Source organism: Pseudoalteromonas sp. SM9913 (genome assembly GCF_000184065.1).
Classification (GTDB): domain Bacteria; phylum Pseudomonadota; class Gammaproteobacteria; order Enterobacterales; family Alteromonadaceae; genus Pseudoalteromonas; species Pseudoalteromonas tetraodonis.
Map to the genome: position 1 here is coordinate 1,428,340 of NC_014803.1, position 21,688 is coordinate 1,450,027.

General features: G+C 41.2%; 17 protein-coding genes. 13 read left to right on the forward strand and 4 right to left on the reverse strand.

Annotated elements, in window-relative coordinates; genetic code table 11:
• Positions 1-105: 105 nt before the first annotated feature.
• The 7 genes from PSM_RS06530 (at position 106) to PSM_RS06565 (ending at position 8,241) form a co-directional block, all read left to right on the forward strand.
• Entirely contained in the window at positions 106-2,595 is a 2,490-nt protein-coding gene (locus PSM_RS06530) for a DNA translocase FtsK (protein ID WP_013464760.1), read from the forward strand.
• On the forward strand, positions 2,595-3,221 hold the full coding sequence (lolA, locus tag PSM_RS06535) for an outer membrane lipoprotein chaperone LolA (RefSeq protein WP_013464761.1): 627 nt from the start codon (positions 2,595-2,597) through the stop codon (positions 3,219-3,221). The genes PSM_RS06530 and lolA overlap by 1 nt, the downstream gene beginning before the upstream one ends.
• Positions 3,214-4,557, forward strand: coding sequence for a replication-associated recombination protein A (locus PSM_RS06540; RefSeq protein WP_013464762.1), 1,344 nt, complete (start codon positions 3,214-3,216; stop codon positions 4,555-4,557). Before lolA ends, PSM_RS06540 begins: the two co-directional genes overlap by 8 nt.
• The gene (gene crcB, locus PSM_RS06545; protein ID WP_010389726.1) at positions 4,550-4,930 is read left to right on the forward strand and encodes a fluoride efflux transporter CrcB; all 381 of its coding nucleotides are present in this window, start codon (positions 4,550-4,552) and stop codon (positions 4,928-4,930) included. Before PSM_RS06540 ends, crcB begins: the two co-directional genes overlap by 8 nt.
• A 9-nt stretch (positions 4,931-4,939) precedes the next feature.
• Positions 4,940-6,244, forward strand: coding sequence for a serine--tRNA ligase (gene serS / locus PSM_RS06550; protein ID WP_013464764.1), 1,305 nt, complete (start codon positions 4,940-4,942; stop codon positions 6,242-6,244).
• A 331-nt stretch (positions 6,245-6,575) separates the two neighbouring features.
• Positions 6,576-7,160 (forward strand): hypothetical protein, encoded by a 585-nt coding sequence (locus PSM_RS06555; protein WP_013464765.1) that lies wholly within the window; start codon positions 6,576-6,578, stop codon positions 7,158-7,160.
• A 754-nt stretch (positions 7,161-7,914) separates the two neighbouring features.
• A complete protein-coding gene (locus PSM_RS06565) occupies positions 7,915-8,241 on the forward strand; it encodes a YggL family protein (protein ID WP_036956359.1) in 327 nt (108 codons plus the stop codon).
• A 316-nt stretch (positions 8,242-8,557) separates the two neighbouring features.
• Here the strand turns inward: PSM_RS06565 and PSM_RS06570 are convergent, their stop codons facing one another.
• The gene (locus PSM_RS06570; protein WP_013464768.1) at positions 8,558-9,739 is read right to left on the reverse strand and encodes a PQQ-dependent sugar dehydrogenase; all 1,182 of its coding nucleotides are present in this window, start codon (positions 9,737-9,739) and stop codon (positions 8,558-8,560) included.
• Here PSM_RS06570 and PSM_RS06575 point away from each other — a divergent pair.
• Entirely contained in the window at positions 9,724-10,185 is a 462-nt protein-coding gene (locus PSM_RS06575; protein WP_013464767.1) for a hypothetical protein, read from the forward strand. The genes PSM_RS06570 and PSM_RS06575 overlap by 16 nt on opposite strands.
• Positions 10,186-10,259: 74 nt before the next feature.
• Here PSM_RS06575 and PSM_RS06580 read toward each other — a convergent pair whose 3' ends face one another.
• A complete protein-coding gene (locus tag PSM_RS06580; protein WP_013464769.1) occupies positions 10,260-11,459 on the reverse strand; it encodes an Nramp family divalent metal transporter in 1,200 nt (399 codons plus the stop codon).
• Between the two features lie 404 nt (positions 11,460-11,863).
• Positions 11,864-13,126, reverse strand: coding sequence for a valine--pyruvate transaminase (locus PSM_RS06585; protein WP_013464770.1), 1,263 nt, complete (start codon positions 13,124-13,126; stop codon positions 11,864-11,866).
• 234 nt (positions 13,127-13,360) lie between these two features.
• Here PSM_RS06585 and PSM_RS06590 point away from each other — a divergent pair, with 234 nt between their 5' ends.
• The 4 genes from PSM_RS06590 (at position 13,361) to PSM_RS06605 (ending at position 19,647) form a co-directional block, all read left to right on the forward strand.
• Positions 13,361-14,374 (forward strand): endonuclease/exonuclease/phosphatase family protein, encoded by a 1,014-nt coding sequence (locus tag PSM_RS06590; RefSeq protein ID WP_013464771.1) that lies wholly within the window; start codon positions 13,361-13,363, stop codon positions 14,372-14,374.
• A gap of 355 nt (positions 14,375-14,729) precedes the next feature.
• The gene (locus tag PSM_RS06595; protein WP_013464772.1) at positions 14,730-15,734 is read left to right on the forward strand and encodes an HlyD family secretion protein; all 1,005 of its coding nucleotides are present in this window, start codon (positions 14,730-14,732) and stop codon (positions 15,732-15,734) included.
• Positions 15,734-18,523, forward strand: a complete 2,790-nt coding sequence (gene rbbA / locus PSM_RS06600) for a ribosome-associated ATPase/putative transporter RbbA (protein ID WP_013464773.1) — start codon at positions 15,734-15,736, stop codon at positions 18,521-18,523. Before PSM_RS06595 ends, rbbA begins: the two co-directional genes overlap by 1 nt.
• Positions 18,524-18,525: 2 nt before the next feature.
• Positions 18,526-19,647: an ABC transporter permease gene (locus PSM_RS06605; RefSeq protein ID WP_013464774.1), complete on the forward strand. Its 1,122-nt coding sequence runs from the start codon at positions 18,526-18,528 to the stop codon at positions 19,645-19,647.
• A 142-nt stretch (positions 19,648-19,789) separates the two neighbouring features.
• Here the strand turns inward: PSM_RS06605 and PSM_RS06610 are convergent, their stop codons facing one another.
• Entirely contained in the window at positions 19,790-20,956 is a 1,167-nt protein-coding gene (locus PSM_RS06610) for a DUF3103 family protein (protein WP_041695860.1), read from the reverse strand.
• Positions 20,957-21,235: 279 nt separating this feature from the next.
• Between PSM_RS06610 and PSM_RS06615 the strand changes: the two genes are divergently transcribed.
• Entirely contained in the window at positions 21,236-21,655 is a 420-nt protein-coding gene (locus PSM_RS06615) for an MAPEG family protein (protein ID WP_013464776.1), read from the forward strand.
• Positions 21,656-21,688 lie beyond the last annotated feature (33 nt).

Consider the following 21,688-nt stretch of genomic DNA (forward strand, 5'->3'; position numbering starts at 1 on the left):
TAATCAGGCCATCATGGTTAAGATAAAGTGCATCAAAATACATTTCCTGCTAAGGTATTCTATTGCCAAGTGAGTGTAAAAAATAATAATGAGGGATAGGTAATTATGCGCCTAAACGGTGTACAAAGACTATTAGAAACGGGGCTCATCGTCAGCACCTTTGCAGCGGTATTTATTTTATGTGCTTTAATTAGTTTTCATCCTGCCGATCCTGCTTGGTCGCAAACGGGTGAATTTACCAACGTACAAAATATTACGGGTACAGCGGGCGCGTGGGTGGCTGACATACTACTACTTACCTTTGGCTGGCTTGCCTATTTTGTGCCAGCGGCTATTCAGCTGCTAGGTTACTTGGTGTTTAAGCAGCCACACCGTATTTTACAACTCGATTACACCACACTTGGATTACGCATTATTGGTTTTGCGCTGTTTATTACCTCAGCAACCGCTATTAGCAGTATTAATTTTGATGATATTTATAACTTTTCATCCGGTGGGGTAGTGGGTGATGTGATTGCATCAGCCATGATGCCAGCGTTTAATTTTACCGGTACCTCTATTTTACTACTGTGTTTCTTTTTTGCAGGGCTAACGCTGTTAACGGGTGTGTCGTGGGTACAATTTGTTGATTACTTAGGTGATTTAATTGTTCGGTTATACCGCTTTTTGGTGACCTATGCCCGAGGCTGGATGCAACGTGAACGCATTGCAGGTAAAGTACAAGACGAGCAACCCGATGCTTATTTTGAAGACGATACACGCCAACAAGAACCTGAACTTGCTGATAAAAAAGCAGACAGACCAAAAGCACTCGACAAACCAACAACTAAAGTAAACGCCCCTCAAGACGACGAATTTATGCCGTTTGACGAGCTTGACCAAATACTCGATCAAGAAATTAGCTTTAGCGCCATAGACGATGAACCTATGGACACCGAGGCAGCACTTAACGCGCTGGATCAAAGCCCTGTGGTTGAACCTGAAAAACCAGCAACAACCGTGGTTTCACCAGCAAGGCCAATTAACAAGCCAAAATCAGGGTTTCAACCGCCGCCAACTGCAAAAGAAAAGTTTGAACAATTATTAGAGCAAGAGCCACCTCCGGGGCCATTGCCGTCACTGGATTTACTCGACAGACCCGACAAAGCAAAAAACCCAATTTCGCAAGAAGAGCTTGATAGCGTATCACGCCTTGTAGAAACAAAACTACTCGACTTTAACGTGCAAGCAACCGTAGTTGGAGTATATCCAGGGCCTGTTGTTACTCGTTTTGAGCTTGATTTAGCACCGGGTATTAAGGTGTCTAAAATTACAGGGCTGTCAAAAGATTTAGCGCGTTCACTTTCGGCAATTAGTGTGCGCGTGGTTGAAGTTATTCCTGGTAAAACCTATATCGGTATTGAGCTGCCTAATAAATACCGTGAAATTGTACGTTTATCAGAAGTCATAAACGCACCTAAGTTTGAGCAAAACCCATCGCCACTGACCATGGTGCTAGGTAAAGACATTGCAGGGCAACCTGTGTGTGCCGACTTAGGTAAAATGCCACATTTATTAGTGGCCGGTACAACCGGTTCAGGTAAGTCAGTGGGCGTTAATGTAATGATATTAAGCTTACTGTATAAATCGGGCCCTGAAGATGTTCGCATGATCATGATTGACCCGAAAATGCTTGAGCTTTCTGTTTACGAAGGCATTCCGCATTTATTGTGTGAAGTTGTGACCGACATGAAAGAAGCCGCTAACGCACTGCGTTGGTGTGTAGGTGAAATGGAACGCCGTTATAAGCTGATGTCGGCTTTAGGTGTGCGTAACTTAAAAGGGTACAACCAAAAAGTAATGGAAGCCAAAGAAGCGGGCTACCCAATTATGGATCCATTATTTAAAGACACCGACGGCATGAAAGACGGCCCTGATGAGCTAGATAAATTACCTAGCATAGTGGTGGTGATTGACGAATTTGCCGACATGATGATGATTGTAGGTAAAAAAGTTGAAGAGTTAATTGCCCGTATAGCGCAAAAAGCCCGTGCTGCGGGTATTCACTTAATTTTGGCAACGCAGCGTCCGTCGGTTGATGTAATAACCGGTTTAATTAAAGCGAATATACCTACACGTATGGCGTTTCAGGTATCAAGTAAAATAGACTCGCGCACCATACTGGATCAACAAGGCGCAGAAAATTTATTAGGCATGGGTGACATGCTTTATTTACCGCCAGGTACCAGTGTACCCGAGCGTGTGCATGGCGCGTTTGTAGACGACCATGAAGTACATGCTGTAGTAAACGATTGGAAAGCCCGTGCTAAACCAAACTACATAGACGAGATTTTAAATGGTGATGCCACGGAAGATATTCTATTACCAGGGGAAGCCAGCGAAAATGGCGATGAAGAGTCAGATCCGTTATACGACGAAGCGGTCGCCTTTGTAATAGAAACCGGTAAAGTATCGGTATCGTCAGTGCAACGTAAATTACGTGTAGGCTATAACCGTGCTGCACGATTAGTAGAACAAATGGAAACATCAGGTATCGTGAGTGCACCAGGACACAACGGGGCGCGCGATGTATTAGTACCTAATGGAGCAAATTAATGAAAAAATTAAACAGTTTATTATTGGTATTGGGCAGTTTAGTGGCGATGCCAAGCTTTGCTGACGACAGCCAAGCATTACAAGATAAGTTATCGACCTTAAAAAGCTTTAAAGCACAATTTAAACAGAACGTAACCGACGGTGAAGGCCAACTGGTAATGCAAGGTCAAGGCAATATTGCGTTGCAACAGCCATTAATGATCCGCTGGCAGCAAACTAACCCAGACGACACTTTATTTGTATCAAACGGCGATAAAACCTATTACTTTGATAGCTTTGCTGAGCAAGTAACCATTATGAAAACCAGCGGTTTAATTGACTCAACGCCGTTTATATTGCTCACCTCTAAAGACCCTGCGCAATGGGAAAAATACAGCGTGATCGCTACTGACTTAGGCTTTAGCATTACCCCAAATAAAGGCGTAGAAAGCCAAGTAGAGCAGCTTGATATTACTTTTGCTGATAACGAGCAAGGGCTTGCAAAACTGGTAGTTAAAGATAACTCAGGCCAGCTGTCTGCGTTTACATTTAGCAATGCACAGGTTAATACTGAGCTTGATAAAACAACTTTTGAATTTACCCCGCCAGCGGGTGTAGAAATAGACGATCAGAGTAACGGTGAGTAATTTAGGATTTAACTTTGGGCCCGATGTGCGCCCACTCGCTGCGCGTATGCGCCCTTTATCGCTTAACGATTATATAGGGCAGCAACATTTACTCAGCGCTGATAAACCTCTTCATCAAGCGATAGTAGCAGGGCGCTGCCATAGTTTAATTTTATGGGGGCCGCCGGGGGTAGGTAAAACTACGCTGGCGCAAATTATTGCCAACCATGCCGACGCTGAACTAATTCAAATGTCGGCAGTAACCGCTGGCGTAAAAGATATTCGCGATAGCGTAACCCAAGCTCGCGATAACTTACAAAGCCGTGGTCAGCGCACTTTAATGTTTGTTGATGAAGTACACCGCTTTAATAAGTCTCAGCAAGATGCGTTTTTACCGCATATTGAAGATGGCACTTTTATATTTGTAGGCGCCACTACCGAAAACCCCTCGTTTGCGCTTAATAATGCGATTTTATCTCGCGCAAGGGTGTATGTATTAAAATCCTTGCAGGAAAGCGATTTATACACAGTAATAGAGCGCGCACTCAAACAAGACGAACAACTTAGCCAAAAGCAAATCGTGATTGCAGATAACGCCAAACAAGCGCTGTGCCAAGCAAGCGGTGGCGATGCTCGTAAAGTGCTTAATTTACTCGAGCAAGCAGTCGATTTAACCACTGAGCAAAACGGCAAGTACAACGTAGACGAACAGGTACTGAGCCAAGTACTCCCTACGCATTTAGCTAAATACGATAAAGGCGGCGATGAATTTTACGATTTAATTTCGGCGTTTCATAAATCAGTACGGGGCAGTTCGCCCGATGGCGCGCTTTATTGGTACTGCCGTATTTTAGCCGGTGGCGGCGATCCGCTGTATGTTGCAAGGCGCTTATTAGCGATTGCCACAGAAGACATCGGCAACGCCGATCCACGAGCGATGGAAGTGGCTTTAAACGCATGGGATATATTCCAACGTGTTGGCCCAAGTGAAGGCGAACGTGCTATTGCGCAGGCCACCTTGTATTTAGCCAGTGCACCTAAAAGCAATGCGGTTTATATGGCGTTTAATCAAGCCAAACAAGATGCTAAAAACGAGCCGAGTTATCCCGTACCTGAACATTTACGTAATGCCCCCACTAATTTAATGAAAGACTTAGGCTATGGCGCAGAGTATCGATATGCGCATAATGAAGAAGGCGCATTTGCTGCTGGCGAAAAATACCTACCGCCAGAAATGGATGGCAAACAATACTACCAGCCAAGTGATCGTGGACTTGAGCAAAAAATTAAACAAAAGCTCGATTATTTAAAAGAGCGCGACGCGCAAAGTCCAATAAAACGTTATGAGCATGATTAAACTTTACATGATGATAGCCCTTGGCGGAGCGTCAGGAGCCTGTTTACGGTTTTTTATTAGCGAAACCATGCTAAAACTCCTCGGTAGGGGATTCCCTTTTGGCACGTTGACGGTTAATATTCTGGGTTCATTGTTGATGGGCATTTTATACGGTTTAATAGATAAACAAGTTATTGCCGTCAGTCCTGCTAAAACCCTCATCGGAATTGGCTTTTTAGGTGCGTTAACCACCTTTTCAACATTCTCAATGGATTCGTTGTTGTTGTTACAACAAGGTCACTTTATTAAAATGGCCCTCAATATCATCTTAAACGTGATGGTGTGTATTTTTATGGCTTGGCTGGGCCTTCAGCTAGTAATGCAAAAAGGTTAAAAAACTAACATGTTAGATTCTAAATATTTACGTCAAGATGTCGAACAAACTGCCGCTCGATTAGCCGCACGTGGTTATGAACTTGATGTAGCAGCAGTAACTGAACTTGAAGAAAGACGCAAAACATTACAAGTAAAAACGCAAGAGCTTCAAAGTCAACGTAATGCCAGTGCTAAAGCCATTGGCCAAGCAAAAGCAAAAGGCGAAGACGCACAGCCATTGCTAGACGCAGTTGCTAACTTAGGCAGTGAGCTAGACGCCGCTAAAACCGAACAAGACGAAGTGTTAGAAGCAATTAAACAAATTGCCTTAGCAATTCCAAACCTACCGGACGAATCAGTACCTGCTGGCGCTGACGAAGACGACAACGTAGAAATTTTAACGTGGGGTACACCTAAAAAATACGACTTTGAGGTAAAAGATCACGTTGATGTAGGGCAAGACTTAAACGGTCTAGATTTTGAAATGGGCGTTAAAATTAGTGGCGCACGTTTTACCGTAATGCGCGGCCAAGTAGCACGTATGCACCGTGCACTTACCCAATACATGCTAGACACCCACACAGATAAAAACGGCTACACAGAAATGTATGTACCGTACTTAGTTAATAGCGCAAGCCTATACGGCACAAGTCAATTACCTAAGTTTGCCGGCGATTTATTCCACACATTAGGCCTAGTGAACGATGATGGCGAGCAACAACCGGGCTTTAGCTTAATTCCTACGGCAGAAGTACCGCTTACAAACAGCGCACGTGATGAAATTTACGAAGAAAGCGATTTACCAATTCGCTTAACAGCGCACACGCCATGTTTTAGAAGTGAAGCAGGCAGCTACGGCCGCGATACACGCGGTTTAATCCGTCAGCACCAGTTTGATAAAGTAGAGCTTGTACAGCTTGTAAAACCAGAAGATTCAATGCAAGCACTCGAAGAGCTAACAGGCCATGCTGAGCAAATTTTACAAGCGCTAGAATTGCCATACCGTAAAGTGATTTTATGTATGGGCGACATGGGTTTTGGCGCAGCTAAAACATACGATTTAGAAGTATGGTTACCAGCACAAGACACCTACCGTGAAATTTCATCATGTTCAAACATGGTCGATTTCCAAGCACGCCGTATGCAAGCACGTTTTCGTCGTGAAGGTGCTAAAAAACCAGAGCTTTTACACACACTAAACGGCTCAGGTTTAGCGGTTGGCCGTACACTTGTAGCAATACTAGAAAACTACCAACAAGCCGACGGCTCTGTAGTCGTACCAGAAGTATTACGCCCATACATGGGTGGACTTGAAGTGATTGGGAAAGCTTAAAGTACTAGCTGTCAGTTTTTAGCTATAAGCTTTAGAAAGCCGCTGTTTTAACGAACAGCGGCTTTTTTGTGGGTAAAAGGTTAAAGGGAAAAGGTTAAAGGCGAAAGTAAAAGTCTAAGTTACGCTATTTGTCACTAAAAATAGTAAACCTGCCTCTATTGTTTATTTGCACAACACTTTTTGTCTGATATTACTGATCTCCACCATTTTGGTGTTTTTCTGCATCCAGTAAATTTAGGTGAGAGCTAACTAATTGTTTACATGTGCTTATTCGCTGGTTAAATTAGATGCTTCGTAATATTTGGACATTTGTCGATTTATTAAGCGACAAATGTCGGATACAAAGTTGTTAGAGCTATTCGGAGGTTATGTGAGTATATTTGGCTGGTTTTCCAAAAAGAAAAGTGACGAATCACTTGCTAACATATCACAAGGGGCTCAAGACTTTATTGATGGTAAGAAAAACACGCTAACGTCGGCAGATATTGATCCTGAAGGTACAGCTCTTTTTAACAATTACTTAAAAGCTATGGAATTAAAAAAAGAAGAGAAATTTTCTGAAGCAGAGTCTTTGTTAATAATGTCTACTAAACCCCCTTCAGTATATAAAGGGCATTATCGAGAATTATTTAAACTTTGGAGACAATTCAACAGAGAAGACCTTAAAGCTAAAAAATATCAAGAAGTAATGGATCGTGTTGTAAATATGTATCACCTTGATAGTGAGATGATAGACGAAATGCTAAGGTACTGGAGCATTCAGCAAAAAAGAAAACTTCCTAAAGATTACTTTGATAAGTCCCGAAATCTATTAATCAGTGATGCAAAAGCATTAAAAAAATCAGCTGAATCTCTGGGAAATGAAGGCAATCTTATTCTAGCTAATAAATTAATTGGTCGTTTCGGTAAAAAATAGCTCTAACAAGCTGTTAAACAAGGACAAAAAACAGTTGGTTTTGCTCCTTCGTCGCTAATTTTAACCAACTATTTTTTGCCTGTTAACAGGGCGTTATGTTTTAAAACAATCAGGATGATTAACAATGTACGATGACCTATATATACGCACACAATATGATGGCCATGACTATAGATCTGTTTTGGAAATCTATCACTATGATGAAGACGGAGAAGAAGAAGAGCTAGAACATCTAACGGATCTCTGTATTGATGTTACTACGTGCGCTGTTCAAGGCTGTGATACTTGGTCTTTCATAAGTGATCAAGTAGCAATACGCTTAGATAATGCCGAGATATCATACACGGGGCTTCATTTTTCTGATGATGAACCTAGCATCTAAACATAACAAGTCGTTCGTGTGGGAATTTTCGCTACGCTGCGCTTCGCAAAAATCCTCACAACTCAAACGTTAAATGCCAAAGCAGTTGAATATCAAAGGGGTCAAATCTTGACTTCAGACATCAGAACTTAAATTTCTCCAAACGCCTTAATTCAACCTGTTATTTTCCTCTAAAAGCGCAGCGTCTCTTATCCTCTTTGTGAATTAAGTTCTTCATTAATAAAAGCACTCGGGTAACAATTTAGCGAAGTTAGTTAAGTTTTAACTATATGTTAAATAGTAAGTTATCTTTGGCTTTTGCTCCTTTATAACTTATTCTAAGCTACTTCATTGGCGGATTAATAAGTTGGCGTCATATGCCAAAGGGTATTTATGAGTACTAAAAGTAGACGATTACGAAAGAAATTGTATTTAGATGAATTTGCTATTTCAGGTTTTGAATTTACTTGTAATTTAAATGTAACAGAGGAAGAGTTTGATTTATTGCTAGATGAGCTTTTAGAATTCATCGATAAAAGAAAACTTTGTATTGCTGGTGGAGGTGACTATAAGTCATTCAGTGGCTTTATTTGTTCTGTTCATCGTTATGGTTCGGCGACTAACCAAGATAGAGAAGACGTTGAGCTTTGGTTAAAGTCTAAAGAAAACATTTCAAATATTGTTGTTAGTCAGCTAGTTGATGCAAACTACGCAGTGTAATGATTTATCTAAAATTATTTGGTTGAAGACCAAAATGAGCAAATATTAACTTCATATATCAGAACTTAAATCTTATTGCGGCTTAATTTAAGCCGCTATTTTGCATATTAAGCACAGCGTGATAAGTCGGGTTGTCTCAAGTAAATTTATCATTTTTGTCGGATGGCGTGGCTTCTCCACTTATCCGACCTACGTTAAAAGGTAGGTTGGTTAAGCCGAAGGCGCCACCCAACAGAGTTCTTAAAGCTATTAAAGCGGCTTAATTCAAGCCGCTACTTACCTCTAAAAGCGCAGCGTCTCTTATCCTCTTTGTAAATTAATTTGCTTTAAACAACATCAGCTTTGCCTCTTTTCCATCCGTTAATATCGCCACATTACCTTCAGCAGTGACAAACACATCTCTGAGCCTGCCTGTGGCTTCTGGAAAAATATGAGTCTGGGTGTATTCACCATTCGCTAAATTAATACTGTAGAGCTTTTTATCGACCAATGTAGTAATAAGCACGTGACGTTGCAGTGAAGGGAAGGCTGTATGGTTAGAGCCATAATATGCCATGCCTGATGGGGCGATTGAGGGCGTCCAATCTACGGCTGGTTTAGCCATTCCAGGGTAATCTCTAAAGGGGGAAATACGTGCTTGCGAGTAGTCATCTCCGTTGGTGATTACTGGCCAGCCGTAATTGGTGCCAGCTGTTAAATAGTTGAGCTCGTCACCTCCTGCGGGGCCGTGTTCGTGGCTAATAATTTGCTGTGTATCGTGATCATAAACCAAGCCTTGCAAGTTACGGTGCCCGAGTGAATAAATGGCATGCGCGTTAGCGTTTTTGTGACTAAGAAACGGGTTATCGCTTGGTATTGTGCCGTTTAAGTTTATGCGTAATGTTTTGCCAAGTTGACTAGTAATAACCTGTGCTTGCTCGCGGTAGTCAAAACCATCACCACTTGAAAATAATAAGGTATTATCAGGCAGCACAAGCGCGCGGCCAGAATAATGCTGCGGTGTGCCTTTATCGGTGGCGACTTTATAAATAATTTTTGGCGTTGAAAATTGCGCACCATCAAACGTGGCTTTGGCTATTACTAGCCTGTTTGCATCAAGCTCACCTTGGGCGTAAGTGAATATAATTTCTTTTGATTCACTGTAATTTGGCGAAAGCACTACATCAAGTAAACCACCTTGCCCTGCAACGTATAAGCCCGCGAAGTTTATTTTAACTCGGGTTTGTTGGTTGTTTTTAATGATAACAACATGGCCATCACGCTCGGTGATTAACCAGGTATTGTTTGGGAGTTTAACCATGCTCCATGGTGAATTGAGCCCTGTTGCTAAAGTACTAGCTGTGTATTGCTGTGTTGGTAACTTTGCACTGGCGTGACAAGAAAACGCTAAAAGTGACAGTAGCGTAATACAATATAGAGATTGTTTACCCTGCAAGCCTTTGCTAGTGTAAGGAAAAAGTTTCATTTTAAGTTGAGATAACCATGCAGTTTTTAACACGTATACTCCCGTCATTTTTAGTTTCTTGGTTACTTACATTCACTCTTGCTAGCTTGTTTCATAGTCAATACGTTGTCAATCAATTAGTTAATGTAGGTGTTGTAGTGGGCTTTAATGACCGTGTTAACTTAATCCTTGAAGATTGGCTTGGCTTGCTACCGACCTATGGCGCTATTATTGCTGTTGCACTCGCCATCGCGTTTTTGGTTACTTGGTTTATTGCTAAAAAAATGAACAAGCAAGGTACACAACTATTTGTTATTGCTGGTATTGTAGCATTTGCTACCGCGTTAATTGCGATTGAGTCAATTATGAATATTACTATTATTGCAGGTGCAAGAGGTTGGGGTTTTTATGCGCAATTATGTGCAGGTGCAGTAGGGGGTTATGTATTTGCAAAACCCATTAAGGAAAATAAGCACAAGGCAGCGCATCACGGCTTTTAAGTCAGTATTGGTCTGCAATGTAAAAAGCCGCTATTAATATAGCGGCTTTTGTGTGTATAAATTACCTAGTGATATTAAAAAATTAAACTAAACAGCTTGTAACCACTTAAGCCAAAAATAAGCACTAACACCGGTAAAGTAAGTAAGTTTACCAACATTGAGTTGGTGTATTTGCCCATTACTGTTTTTTGGTTAACCAGCCACACTAGGTAGGTGGTTACAATAGGCAGTAATAAGCCATTTGCGGCTTGAGCAAAAATTATCACGGCAACAGGGTCTAAACCCAGAGACGCCACGGCGGCACCAAATAATAAAATAACAATGGCGACACTTTTAAAGCGGGTGTTATCCATTTTATTTGACCAACCTAACATGCCACATACTGCATATGCTCCGGCAAGGGGGGCTGTTATTGCGCTGGTTAAACCTGCTGCAAATAAGCCAATAGCAAAAAAGTAATGGGCGGCATCGCCAAGTAATGGCTCAAGTTGTACCGCCATGTTGGCAGCGCTAATTTGCCCTGCATCTGTGCCATAAAATGCCACTGACGCGGTTGATAAAATTGCCAGCGTGATCACGCCACCTAAGGTGATAGACACACCCGTATCGACATTAGTTTGCTTAATGACTTTTTGCTTATCACTTTTGCTGTCGTGCCTTGCAGCTAAAACACCTGAGTGTAAAAATAAGTTATACGGCACTATGGTGGTGCCAACTAATGCCAATACCGTGGTAATTGAACCCTCTGGCATACTAGGAATAAAGCCTGCTAACACATCACTCAGCGAGGGAGCAGCCATAACAAGTGTAGAGATAAACACTAGGCTCATTAAAATCACTAATAAAATAAGCGCGTTTTCAACGACTTTGTGTTTACCGCTGTAAAGTAACACCGCACTTAAAAATGCAATGAGTGGCGTCCAAAGCTGGGCATTAACATGAGGGAATATTTCAATTAATCCCATACTGGCACCGCTAAGGTTACCAGCCTCGTAGGCGGCACTGCCTACTCCAATGGCGCTGATCACTAAAAATATAGCGAGAGATTTAAATAGGGGCGTTTCAATGTGAGCTCTTAGCGCTTGCGCTAAATCTTGCCCGGTGGCTACGCCAAGGCGCGCCGCCATAGATTGTAATAATATGGTGGCAATAACTGAAAACAGTAATGTCCATATTAGTGCAAAACCAAAGTTTGCACCTGCCACACTGGCAGTCGTAATAGTCCCTGGTCCAATGAAGGCAGCGGTGACGAGTAGTCCTGGTCCTAATCGCATAATTGACCTTAATAGTACTTTTGTATATTGCTATTTAAAGTTACATCTAACGTTTTATAACGCGATGCCTGTATTATTGCTGCCACTTATATTAAGTGCCTTGCAGCGATAGCCGCCCCTTGGCAAACCCTTTTTTGATGATAATCATATGTTAAAAAAGGTCGCGTAGCATACCAACTTATATATAAATTTAAAGGGGGTATGGCGCGTTTGCACAAAATTAATACAATCAACAAATAAAAGTAATAACCGCTTACCTCAGTTTAGGGCTTATTTAACGGCTAGAGGATGACTGAATAACCTTAAATTGTTCACAGGTTTATGCCAATAACTATAGGCACTATAAACGCTTTGCACGCACTGTATTCAAACAGAGGGTTTGAATACCCTAAATATCACCCAATTCATGCCATCACTGCTTTAATGGCCTCTAAGCCTTTTCGCAAAGTGCTGGCATCGGTTGCATAATTAATGCGAATACACTGGTGTTTGTGTGCCCAAGCATCATCAATACCAATAAAAAAATTATGCCCGGGAATAATATAAACATCCTGCTCTTTGAGCTTTTGGTAAAGTTGTTCGCTGGTTATTTTTGCCTCTTTAAACCACAGCCACATAAAAAATGCGCCTTCTACTTTGTGTAAGTAAACGGGGAGGTGGGCAAATATTTCATCAAACAAGTTCATTGCTGTTTGTGCTTTTTCTCGATAAAAAGGCAGCACTGAATTTTTACACAGCGGAAGGAGTTCATCTTCATTAATAAGGCGCGTTACTAAACTTGGGCCAAAACTGTTCGGCGACAAAACCATACTGCCATTTACACGGCCAATGGCTTTAATTATGTCATTGTTAGCCACTACAATACCGGTTCGCAAACCCGGTAGGCCAAGCTTTGAAAGTGACATGCATAAAATAATGTTTGAGTTCCAGGTTAAGTTTGCGTCGGTATAAATACACCCAGGGAATGGGTCGCCGTAGGCGTTATCAATGATCAGTGGGATATTATATTGCTTTGCCAATAAATCGAGATGCTGTACTTCTTCATCAGTAATGACATTGCCTGTTGGGTTAGTCGGGCGCGATACACACAGTGCGCTAATGCTGCTGTCGCTTGCTAATACTTGCTCAACAGTTTTAAAATCAATGATATATTTAAATTGGTTTGAGCCACTTTCAGTATTTAAAATTTCGATATCGGGCTTTATTGCTACAAACATATCGTCAGTTAAGCCTTGATCTGCATAGCCTACATACTCAGGTGCCAGCGGAAATAAAACCTTTTTATGGCTTCCATCAGGCATACTTCCAGCTAACAGATTAAATAACACAAAAAAATTGGCTTGGCTGCCATTACCAAGCGCTATATTATTTGCGGTTAAATCCCATGAGTATTCACTTTTTAGTTGCTTGGCCAGAGCTGCTCGAAATGCATCATTACCCGTTGGGCCATCGTAAAGTCCAAATACGTTGGAAAGTGTATTATTAGCAACAAGCTTTTGTAACTCATTGATAAAAATATTATTAACCTCAGGCACTAAGGCCGGATTACCACCACCGAGCATAACAATATTTGGATTGTTACTGTTTTTAGCATCGCCTAAATCTTCCATTAACTGAGTAATACCATTAGGTTGAGTAAATTTAGTGCCGAAGTTTGAGTAATCCATAATGACCGTGTGCCTTAAAAAATGATAAGTTAGTGTAAATTAACACTATGAATTTGATATTGAAAAATTTTCACCGCTTAGATTACTATAGCGATAACCCGCTATAATCGTTTTTCATATTTTAAGTAGGGCAGCCTTATCAGCAACCTTGAATCACACACTAAAACACCTTTAAACACCACAGCAGACGATTCGGTTATTACTGATACGATTCTTAAAATTGCCACTTTTAACTTGTTTAATTACCTTGAGCCGCCTAATGCCTATTATGAATTTGAACGCATATACACCGCAGAGCAGTGGGCTAAAAAGCAGCGTTGGCTTATTAATTACTTAACTGAGTATCAGCCCGATGTGATTGGCTTTCAGGAAGTATTTAGTATTGAGTCGCTTAAAGAATTAGTTAAAGATCAAGGCTATACGTACTTTGGCGTGGTAGATGAGCCCCAGGTAATCGACGACTTTATTTACAAACGCCCTGTAGTAGCGCTTGCTGCTAAATACCCCATCGTTGAAGTGGCAACTGTTGAGCTAGACCATGAGCTTGCTGATACCCTTGGTTTAACTGAGGATTTTACATTTAGCCGAAAGGTGCTTAGAGCTACAATAACCTTACCGCATATCGGCAACACGGATTGTTATGTGGTGCATTTTAAGTCTAAGCGTTCAATGATAGAGCTCGATGAGCAAAACAAAAACCTCACACCCGAAAAAAATATTATCGAGCTATTAAAAGCCGATATAGCAGGGAGTTGGGGCTCAACTATTCAGCGCGGCAGTGAAGCCACATTACTGATGATAGACATCATTGCGCGCCGCGAATCTACACAAAACCCAATGGTTTTAATGGGCGATTTTAACAACGACTTAGCTGATGGCGTTTTAAGCCATTTACTAACAAATACACTGCGCTTTGCCCCCACGTTTGACAGTAACACTTACCTTGCAAAATATTGCCTTAACGACGCATGGCAGTTATTTACAAGGTCGCAATTAAATTTGGCTAATCAAAATAATGAAAATACAGTGGATTTAAAGCGAAAGCCTACCCATTATTTTGGCGCGAGCAGCTCAGTGCTTGACTACATTTTGTTGTCTTGCGAGTTTGACTCAAGTTACGACGACAGCTTTTTTGAGGTGAGCCAGTACCATACTTACGATCGTCATTTAATTAACCCTGAATTTGAGCGTGATGATTTAAGCACCGATCATGGCGTGGTATTGATTAGCTTAGCATTAAGGTCGTAGCGGGTTTTGTTACTATAAATTGTAAGCTAATCTGCCGCTGACATAATTAGTATTAAGGCGCTCAGTAGGTGCCTTGATGTTTTCCCTTTCTTTTATCCTGCTGTTTTAAAAAATCACTAATAATTAGTGCATTAACTCTAATTTATATTGATCCACATCATCTTTATTAACGGTGAGAGTGGTAAATTAGTGACGATGGATTTTTAAGTTCGTTTAAATCGCTTATTACAACTACCCTTGTTGTACTTACAAAGCAGGGTTGCTTTTATATAACAAATAGCGTGCTGTATCCTAAAAATTTTTACCTTGACTACCCTCACTTACATTACTTTATACATACATGGAGTTTTAGCACATGACAATTAAATCAACGTTCAAATCTTTGAGTAAGCTCGCTGTATTGGTCATTGTGGGGGGGGCTGGCTGGTATGCTTGGCAAACCTTGCAGCCTACATCATTTGCTGATCAACTCCCTGACAGCGTTGCCTATGGAAATGGGCGAATTGAAGCGACTGAGTACGATATTGCTACAAAATTACCGGGCCGCTTAGTTGACGTTATGGTGCAAGAAGGCGATATGGTCAAAGCGGGTCAAACGTTAGCGGTTATTGATACTGATGATTTAAACGCACAGTTACGTGAAGCTGAGGCGGGGCTTCGTGTTGCCAATGAGTCTCGTAAATACGCATTAGCGATTGTAGAGCAGCATAAAAGTGAGCTTAATTTTGCACAAACTGAATTGCGCCGCTCTGCAAAATTATTGGAAAAAGGCCATATTTCAAAAGAAGTGGTAGATCAACAACGAACCACCTCTGCTATTGCCCAAGCAGCTTTAACCGCGGCAAACGTAAAAGTTGTGCAGTCGGATGCTGAAATAGAAGCAGCGCAGGCACGTATTGAGCGATTACAAAGCAACATAGCCGACAGCACGCTCACCGCACCAATTAATGGTCGCATATTGTATCGATTAGCTGAGCCTGGCGAAGTGCTTGGTAGTGGTGGTAAGGTTTTATCGTTATTGGATTTAACCGATGTTTATATGAGTATATATTTACCAACAGCGCAAGCGAGCAAGGTAACAATAGGCTCACAAGCGCGCATTGTTATTGATGCTGTTGCCGAGTATACATTGCCGGCTAAAGTGACGTTTGTATCTGCACAGGCGCAATTTACCCCTAAATCGGTAGAAACCCGAAACGAGCGCGATAAACTGATGTTTAGGGTTAAGGTAAAGCTCGACTCGCAGTTATTAAAAGACCATATCAAACAAGTAAAAACAGGGGTGCCAGGGCTTGCTTATGTGTTGCTAGCACCTGAAAAAAATTGGCCTACGTCATTACAGGTACGAGTACCTGAATAATGGATAACGACGATAAAAACATTCAACAGCTATCACGTGAAAGTGTGGTTACGCTTACTAAGGTGAGTCATCGCTATGCTAATAATCGCGTGCTGGACAACATTAGTATTTCATTACCTGCCGGGAAAATGGTCGGGTTTATAGGCCCTGATGGCGTAGGAAAATCAAGCTTGCTGGCACTTATAGCGGGGGCAAGGGCGATTCAAGAGGGGGAGGTTGAGGTATTAAACGGCAATATGCGCAGCAGTGGTTTTCGTAATACGGTGTCGCCACGCATTGCTTATATGCCTCAAGGACTTGGCAAAAATTTGTATCCAACACTTTCTGTGTTTGAAAATATAGATTTTTTTGGTCGTCTATTTTCTCAAAATAAAGCCGAGCGAAAACAACGAATTAATAACCTTTTAAAAAGTACAGGCTTAGAGGCATTTGCCGATCGCCCCGCAGAAAAGCTCTCTGGCGGGATGAAACAAAAACTCGGTTTGTGCTGCGCACTGATCCATGACCCTCAATTATTAATTTTAGATGAGCCAACAACCGGAGTTGATCCGCTATCGCGTCGTCAATTTTGGCAATTAATAAACAGTATTCGCGCTGAAAATACACAAATGAGCGTACTGGTTGCGACCGCCTACATGGAAGAAGCCGATGATTTTGATTGGCTAGTTGCTATGGACGATGGAAAAGTAATTGGTACGGGCAGCCCACAAAACCTGAAAGCGCAAACTAATAAAGAATCGCTTGATGAAGCCTTTATAGCATTACTTCCTGAAGAAAAGCGCCATGATCATCAGCGGTTAGTTGTGCCACCTCGTAAACAAGACTTAAACACAACTCAGTTCGCTATAGAAGCAAATGGATTATGTAAAACATTTGGTGATTTTACCGCTGTTAACAAGGTGAGCTTGAGTATTGAACAAGGTGAAATTTTTGGCTTTTTAGGCTCAAATGGCTGTGGAAAAACTACCACAATGAAAATGCTTACCGGGTTACAACCGGCAACCAGTGGCGAAGCAAAATTGTTTGGTGAAAAGGTCGATGCCAATAACATAGAAAGCCGCAAGCGCGTTGGTTTTATGTCACAAGCGTTTTCGCTTTATAACGAGCTTACAGTGAAGCAAAACTTGGTATTGCATGCGCGTTTATTTCACTTACCTGCAGAGAAAATAGAGCCGCGCGTTAAAGATTTAATTACTCGGTTTAACCTTAAAAAATACAGTGACGATTTTCCTACCGATTTGCCCCTAGGTATTCGCCAGCGTTTATCGCTTGCTGTTGCGGTAGTACATAGCCCTGAAATGCTCATACTTGATGAGCCCACATCGGGTGTAGACCCCGTTGCAAGGGATGACTTTTGGCAGTTACTCATTGAGCTTTCGCGCGAACAAGGCGTGACTATTTTTATTTCGACTCACTTTATGGATGAAGCGGCACGTTGCGATAGAATTTCGTTAATGCATGCAGGTAAAATACTTGCCAGCGATACGCCAGCTGCACTGTGCAAAGCGCGTAATACCGACACACTAGAAGCTGCCTTTATTGCATATTTAGAAGAGGCGGTAAATGCAGCCGGAGCAAGCTCGGCGATACAAGCATCGATAACTGATAAACCCAAAGCTTTGGCTACAGCGCCCGCTACTCATAAGAATAACACTAACCCCACATTTAGTTTGTTGCGGTTATTTGGTTATGCGCATCGCGAAACGCTAGAGTTATGGCGCGATCCTATTCGCCTAACGTTTGCTTTGCTGGGCTCGATAATTTTGCTGTTTATTTTAGGTTATGGCATTACATTTGATGTTGAAGATTTAAGCTTTGCGGTACTAGATCAAGACCAATCACCCGAGAGCCGCAACTACATTCAAAATATGGCAGGTTCGCGTTACTTTATTCAAAAAGCAGATATTAAAAGCCCGCAAGAACTTGATAAACGAATGCGCAGTGGTGAGTTAAGCGTGGCCGTTGAAATTCCACCTAACTTTGCTCAGCAATTTAAACGCGGCCGTAAACCTGAAATTGTAGTGTGGATTGATGGTTCTATGCCGTTTAGGGCAGAAACGATTAATGGTTATATGAGCGGCGTGTATTACAGCTATTTAACCAACTTATCTTTGCGCACTTATGCACAAGTACCAAACTTAGTGCCAGCTAATATTGAATCTCGCTATCGTTATAACCAAGATTTTAAAAGCATTGAGGCCATGGTGCCGGCGGTTATTCCACTACTATTGGTATTTATTCCTGCAATATTGATGGCGCTTGGCGTAGTGCGCGAAAAAGAGTTGTGTTCAATCATAAACTTATATGTAACACCGGTTAATCGGCTGGAATTTATTATTGGCAAACAGCTGCCTTACATTTTAGTGAGTATGATTAGCTTTTTTGGCTTAGTTGCACTTGCTATTACTGTGTTTGGTGTGGCGCTAAAAGGCAGCTTTTGGGCGCTTAGTTTGGCTGCATTATTATACGTTACAGCGACTACCGGAGTGGGGCTGTTAATTTCGGCTTTTACAAAAACACAAATTTCAGCACTGGCAGCCACTACGGTGGTGGTGTTAATGATTGCCGTTAACTTTTGTGGGCTAATTGACCCTGTTTCTTCCTTGGAAGGGTTTGGGGCGATTATTGGCAAACTGTTTCCGACCACCTACTTTTTAGAGGCGTGTCGGGGGGTCTTTAATAAAGCGCTTAATTTTTCTGATTTATCAGCCCAGCTACTGCCTTTATTCGCTTTTATACCCGTGCTGACGCTGGCCAGTGTATTTTTACTTCCAAAGCAGGACAAATAGCCATGCAACGTCGCGGAAACATTATTAATTTAGGTATTAAAGAGTTGCGTAGTTTATGGCGTGATAAGGTTTTGCTGCTATTCGTTTTTTTTGCTTTTACTGGGCTGATTTATGTAGTGGCTTCAGCCACGTCGATAGAGTTAAATAATGCACCAATTGCAGTTGTTGATCACGACCAATCGCAATTATCCAAGCGTATTATTAATGCCTTTTATGAGCCTTACTTCAAAACGCCAGACAGTATTTCATTGAGCGATGTAGACTCAGCTATGGATAATGGCCGTTATACTTTTGTGCTTAATATCCCGCCTTATTTTGAGCGTGATGTACTTGCAGCTAATCAACCTACGATTCAAGTAAATATAGATGCTACGCGTATGTCGCAAGCATTTATTGGTGATAACTATATTCAAACTATTATTAACGGTGAAGTAAATGAGTTTGTGCAAGGTTATCGAACCGTTTATTCACTGCCAATAAAGCAATCGGCGCACATTATGTTTAATCCAAACATGACAAGTGTATGGTTTGGTAGCGTGATGGAATTAATGAACGTGATCACAATGATTTCGATTATTTTAACTGGCGCCGCGGTGATCCGTGAACGCGAACACGGCACATTAGAGCATTTATTAGTGATGCCATTAAGCCCCTTTGAAATAGTGATGGCGAAAATTTGGGCCAATGGGTTAGTGATTTTATTACTAACTGCGTTTTCATTATTTATTGTGATCGAAGGTTTGTTACAAGTGCCCGTTCATGGCTCGGCAGGCTTATTTTTATTTGGCGTTGCTATTCATTTATTTGCGACCACATCGCTGGGTATATTGTTAGGCACACAGGCGCGCACCATGCCGCAACTCGGGTTATTGATGATCTTAATTTTATTACCATTACAAATGCTCTCTGGCGGTGTTACGCCGCGTGAAAGTATGCCTGAGGTAGTGCAAAATATTATGTTATTGGCGCCAACAACGCATTTTGTCAAATTTGCTCAAGCAATTTTATACCGAGGAGCTGGGTGGGATGTAGTTTGGCCTTACTTTTTAGCGTTAGTTGTTATTGGCAGTGTGTTTTTTACTGTTGCATTAATGCGCTTTCGTAAATCAGTGGCGCAAGGTTAGGGTATTAAAATATAACGCGTGTGTTCAAAAAAGTGGCTGTTTAAGATAAAGCCAGCCGTTAACGTTAAAGCGCTAATGGGTGGCTATTGAAGTATGGGGGAGTGATACCATCCGCAATAATAATTAAGCGAATGGGTATGACTTAGTTTAGTCTTGGGTTAATTTCTAAAGGAGATAGCGTAATGGTCGCATTACTGCTTGCTCCTTTATATTCTTGATAGTCTTTGTTTTCAAACAGCGTGTAAAAAACATCAACATAATCGTCATTATTAGTAAACCATTCATCCGGCATTGCTTTTAGCAGTTCATTGGTCAGCTTAGGGATAATGGCATAACCTTGCGCTTGTAAATCAGGAATACTCGCCATCACTTGCTCTGATATTTCTAATAATTTTATTGCTAAAGTTTTATAGTTGGTGTTGTCATCTTGTTCCATTAAGAGTAAATCAACCGCCTGCCAACGATAACGCTGCCAATGAATGAGTACCTGATTAGGGCTGTAATCGGTTTTGTCATGATCTAAATACGGTAAATCAACGATATCTAATATTGTTTCATCTCGGGTCGGGTCGATACCCGTTACAATGGCATAAATTTCAGCACCACCTGAGATCCAAGGTTCTTTGTCATCTTCTAAGCGTATTTTTTTCAATACACTGGTTTGCAGAGGTTGTTCATTGCCTAGCTGGTTTTGTGGACTAACCGTGGTTTTACTGAATTTGTTAGCAGATAAAATTCCTCTCATTACTGCAATACCCGCATCTTGTACTTTTTGTTGATCTAATTCGACAATAAGTACAGGTTGGGTCGGCATTTGGTCAACACTAAGATAATGAATGTCACCATACTGATCGAACGCTTCAATCTCGCTCCATTGCGTATCGTCACCAGCGGGTGCAAATGCAAATAAAGGGCGTTCGCCTTGCTGCCAAGCGCTAAGCATTTTATCGCTTGCCAAACGCACTTGTAACAAACTACCGGTGTTTTGTGGTAAACCTTTCAGTTGTTGTAACGCGTTGTTTGCTAAACGAGTATTTTGTTGTGTGTGCATACCTAAAGACGGTAGCTGATCCGCATTCAAAACCAGTTTATATTGGCTTAGTGTTTGTTTAAGATCAGCGTTTAATACACTGTAATTAAGCGCTATTTGTTTTGCGAAATTGCGTTTAATGGTGGCTACGTCTTTGTATTGCGCCAACTTAGCCAAGTTTTCACCTTTTTCGATTTCATATTGAGCTGAAAAAGCGGGCGCTGATACACAGTTCAATAGCGCTAAGGTTACCAAGCATTTGGTTATTTTATTCATCATATTCATTTTACCGTTCCGTTATCAGTAACACTATAAAACAACACTTAGAATAAATACTCAAATAAAAATTATAAAATACGTAATTAGTACTGGTTTTAAGTTGCGCTCAGACTCTAAAAAAATACCAAGACGCTGTGATAGAGTAAGTTTTATATAAAGAATGAATCTATTACAAAAAATTATTTTACTAAAAAGTAATTACTATATACATCAGTGACTTATCTTTGGCTTGATAGTTGCTGTAACTACTACTCTAATAACAACACAAAGGATTAAACAATGACCGATATAGCACATTCAGCGTTTATAGCATTTTATTTATATTTAATTATGATGTTAGTTCAGTGGGCAGTGGCAACGTTTAGTAAAGCCAAACAGCCTGGGGCTGTACCAGGAAAAATTGATAAAGACCTATCTCATGAGAGTTTTATATTTAGAGCACATCGCACCTTTCATAACACATTAGAAAACAGTGCGTTATTTATAGGAACGGTTTTATTTGCCTTTGTGATTAATTACCACAGTTCGGTTTTTGCAATCTGTATTTGGGTTTACGTCATTGCACGTTTAATTCATATGGCACTGTATTACGCCATTGCCACCGAGAAAAACCCCAGCCCGCGTAGCTACTTCTTTTTGATTGGTGTGATTGCAAACATTGTGATGTTAGTGCTGTTAGGACTGCGATTAGCAAGCTAATTAAATGATTAAAGCGAAAAGCAGACAGTCCCT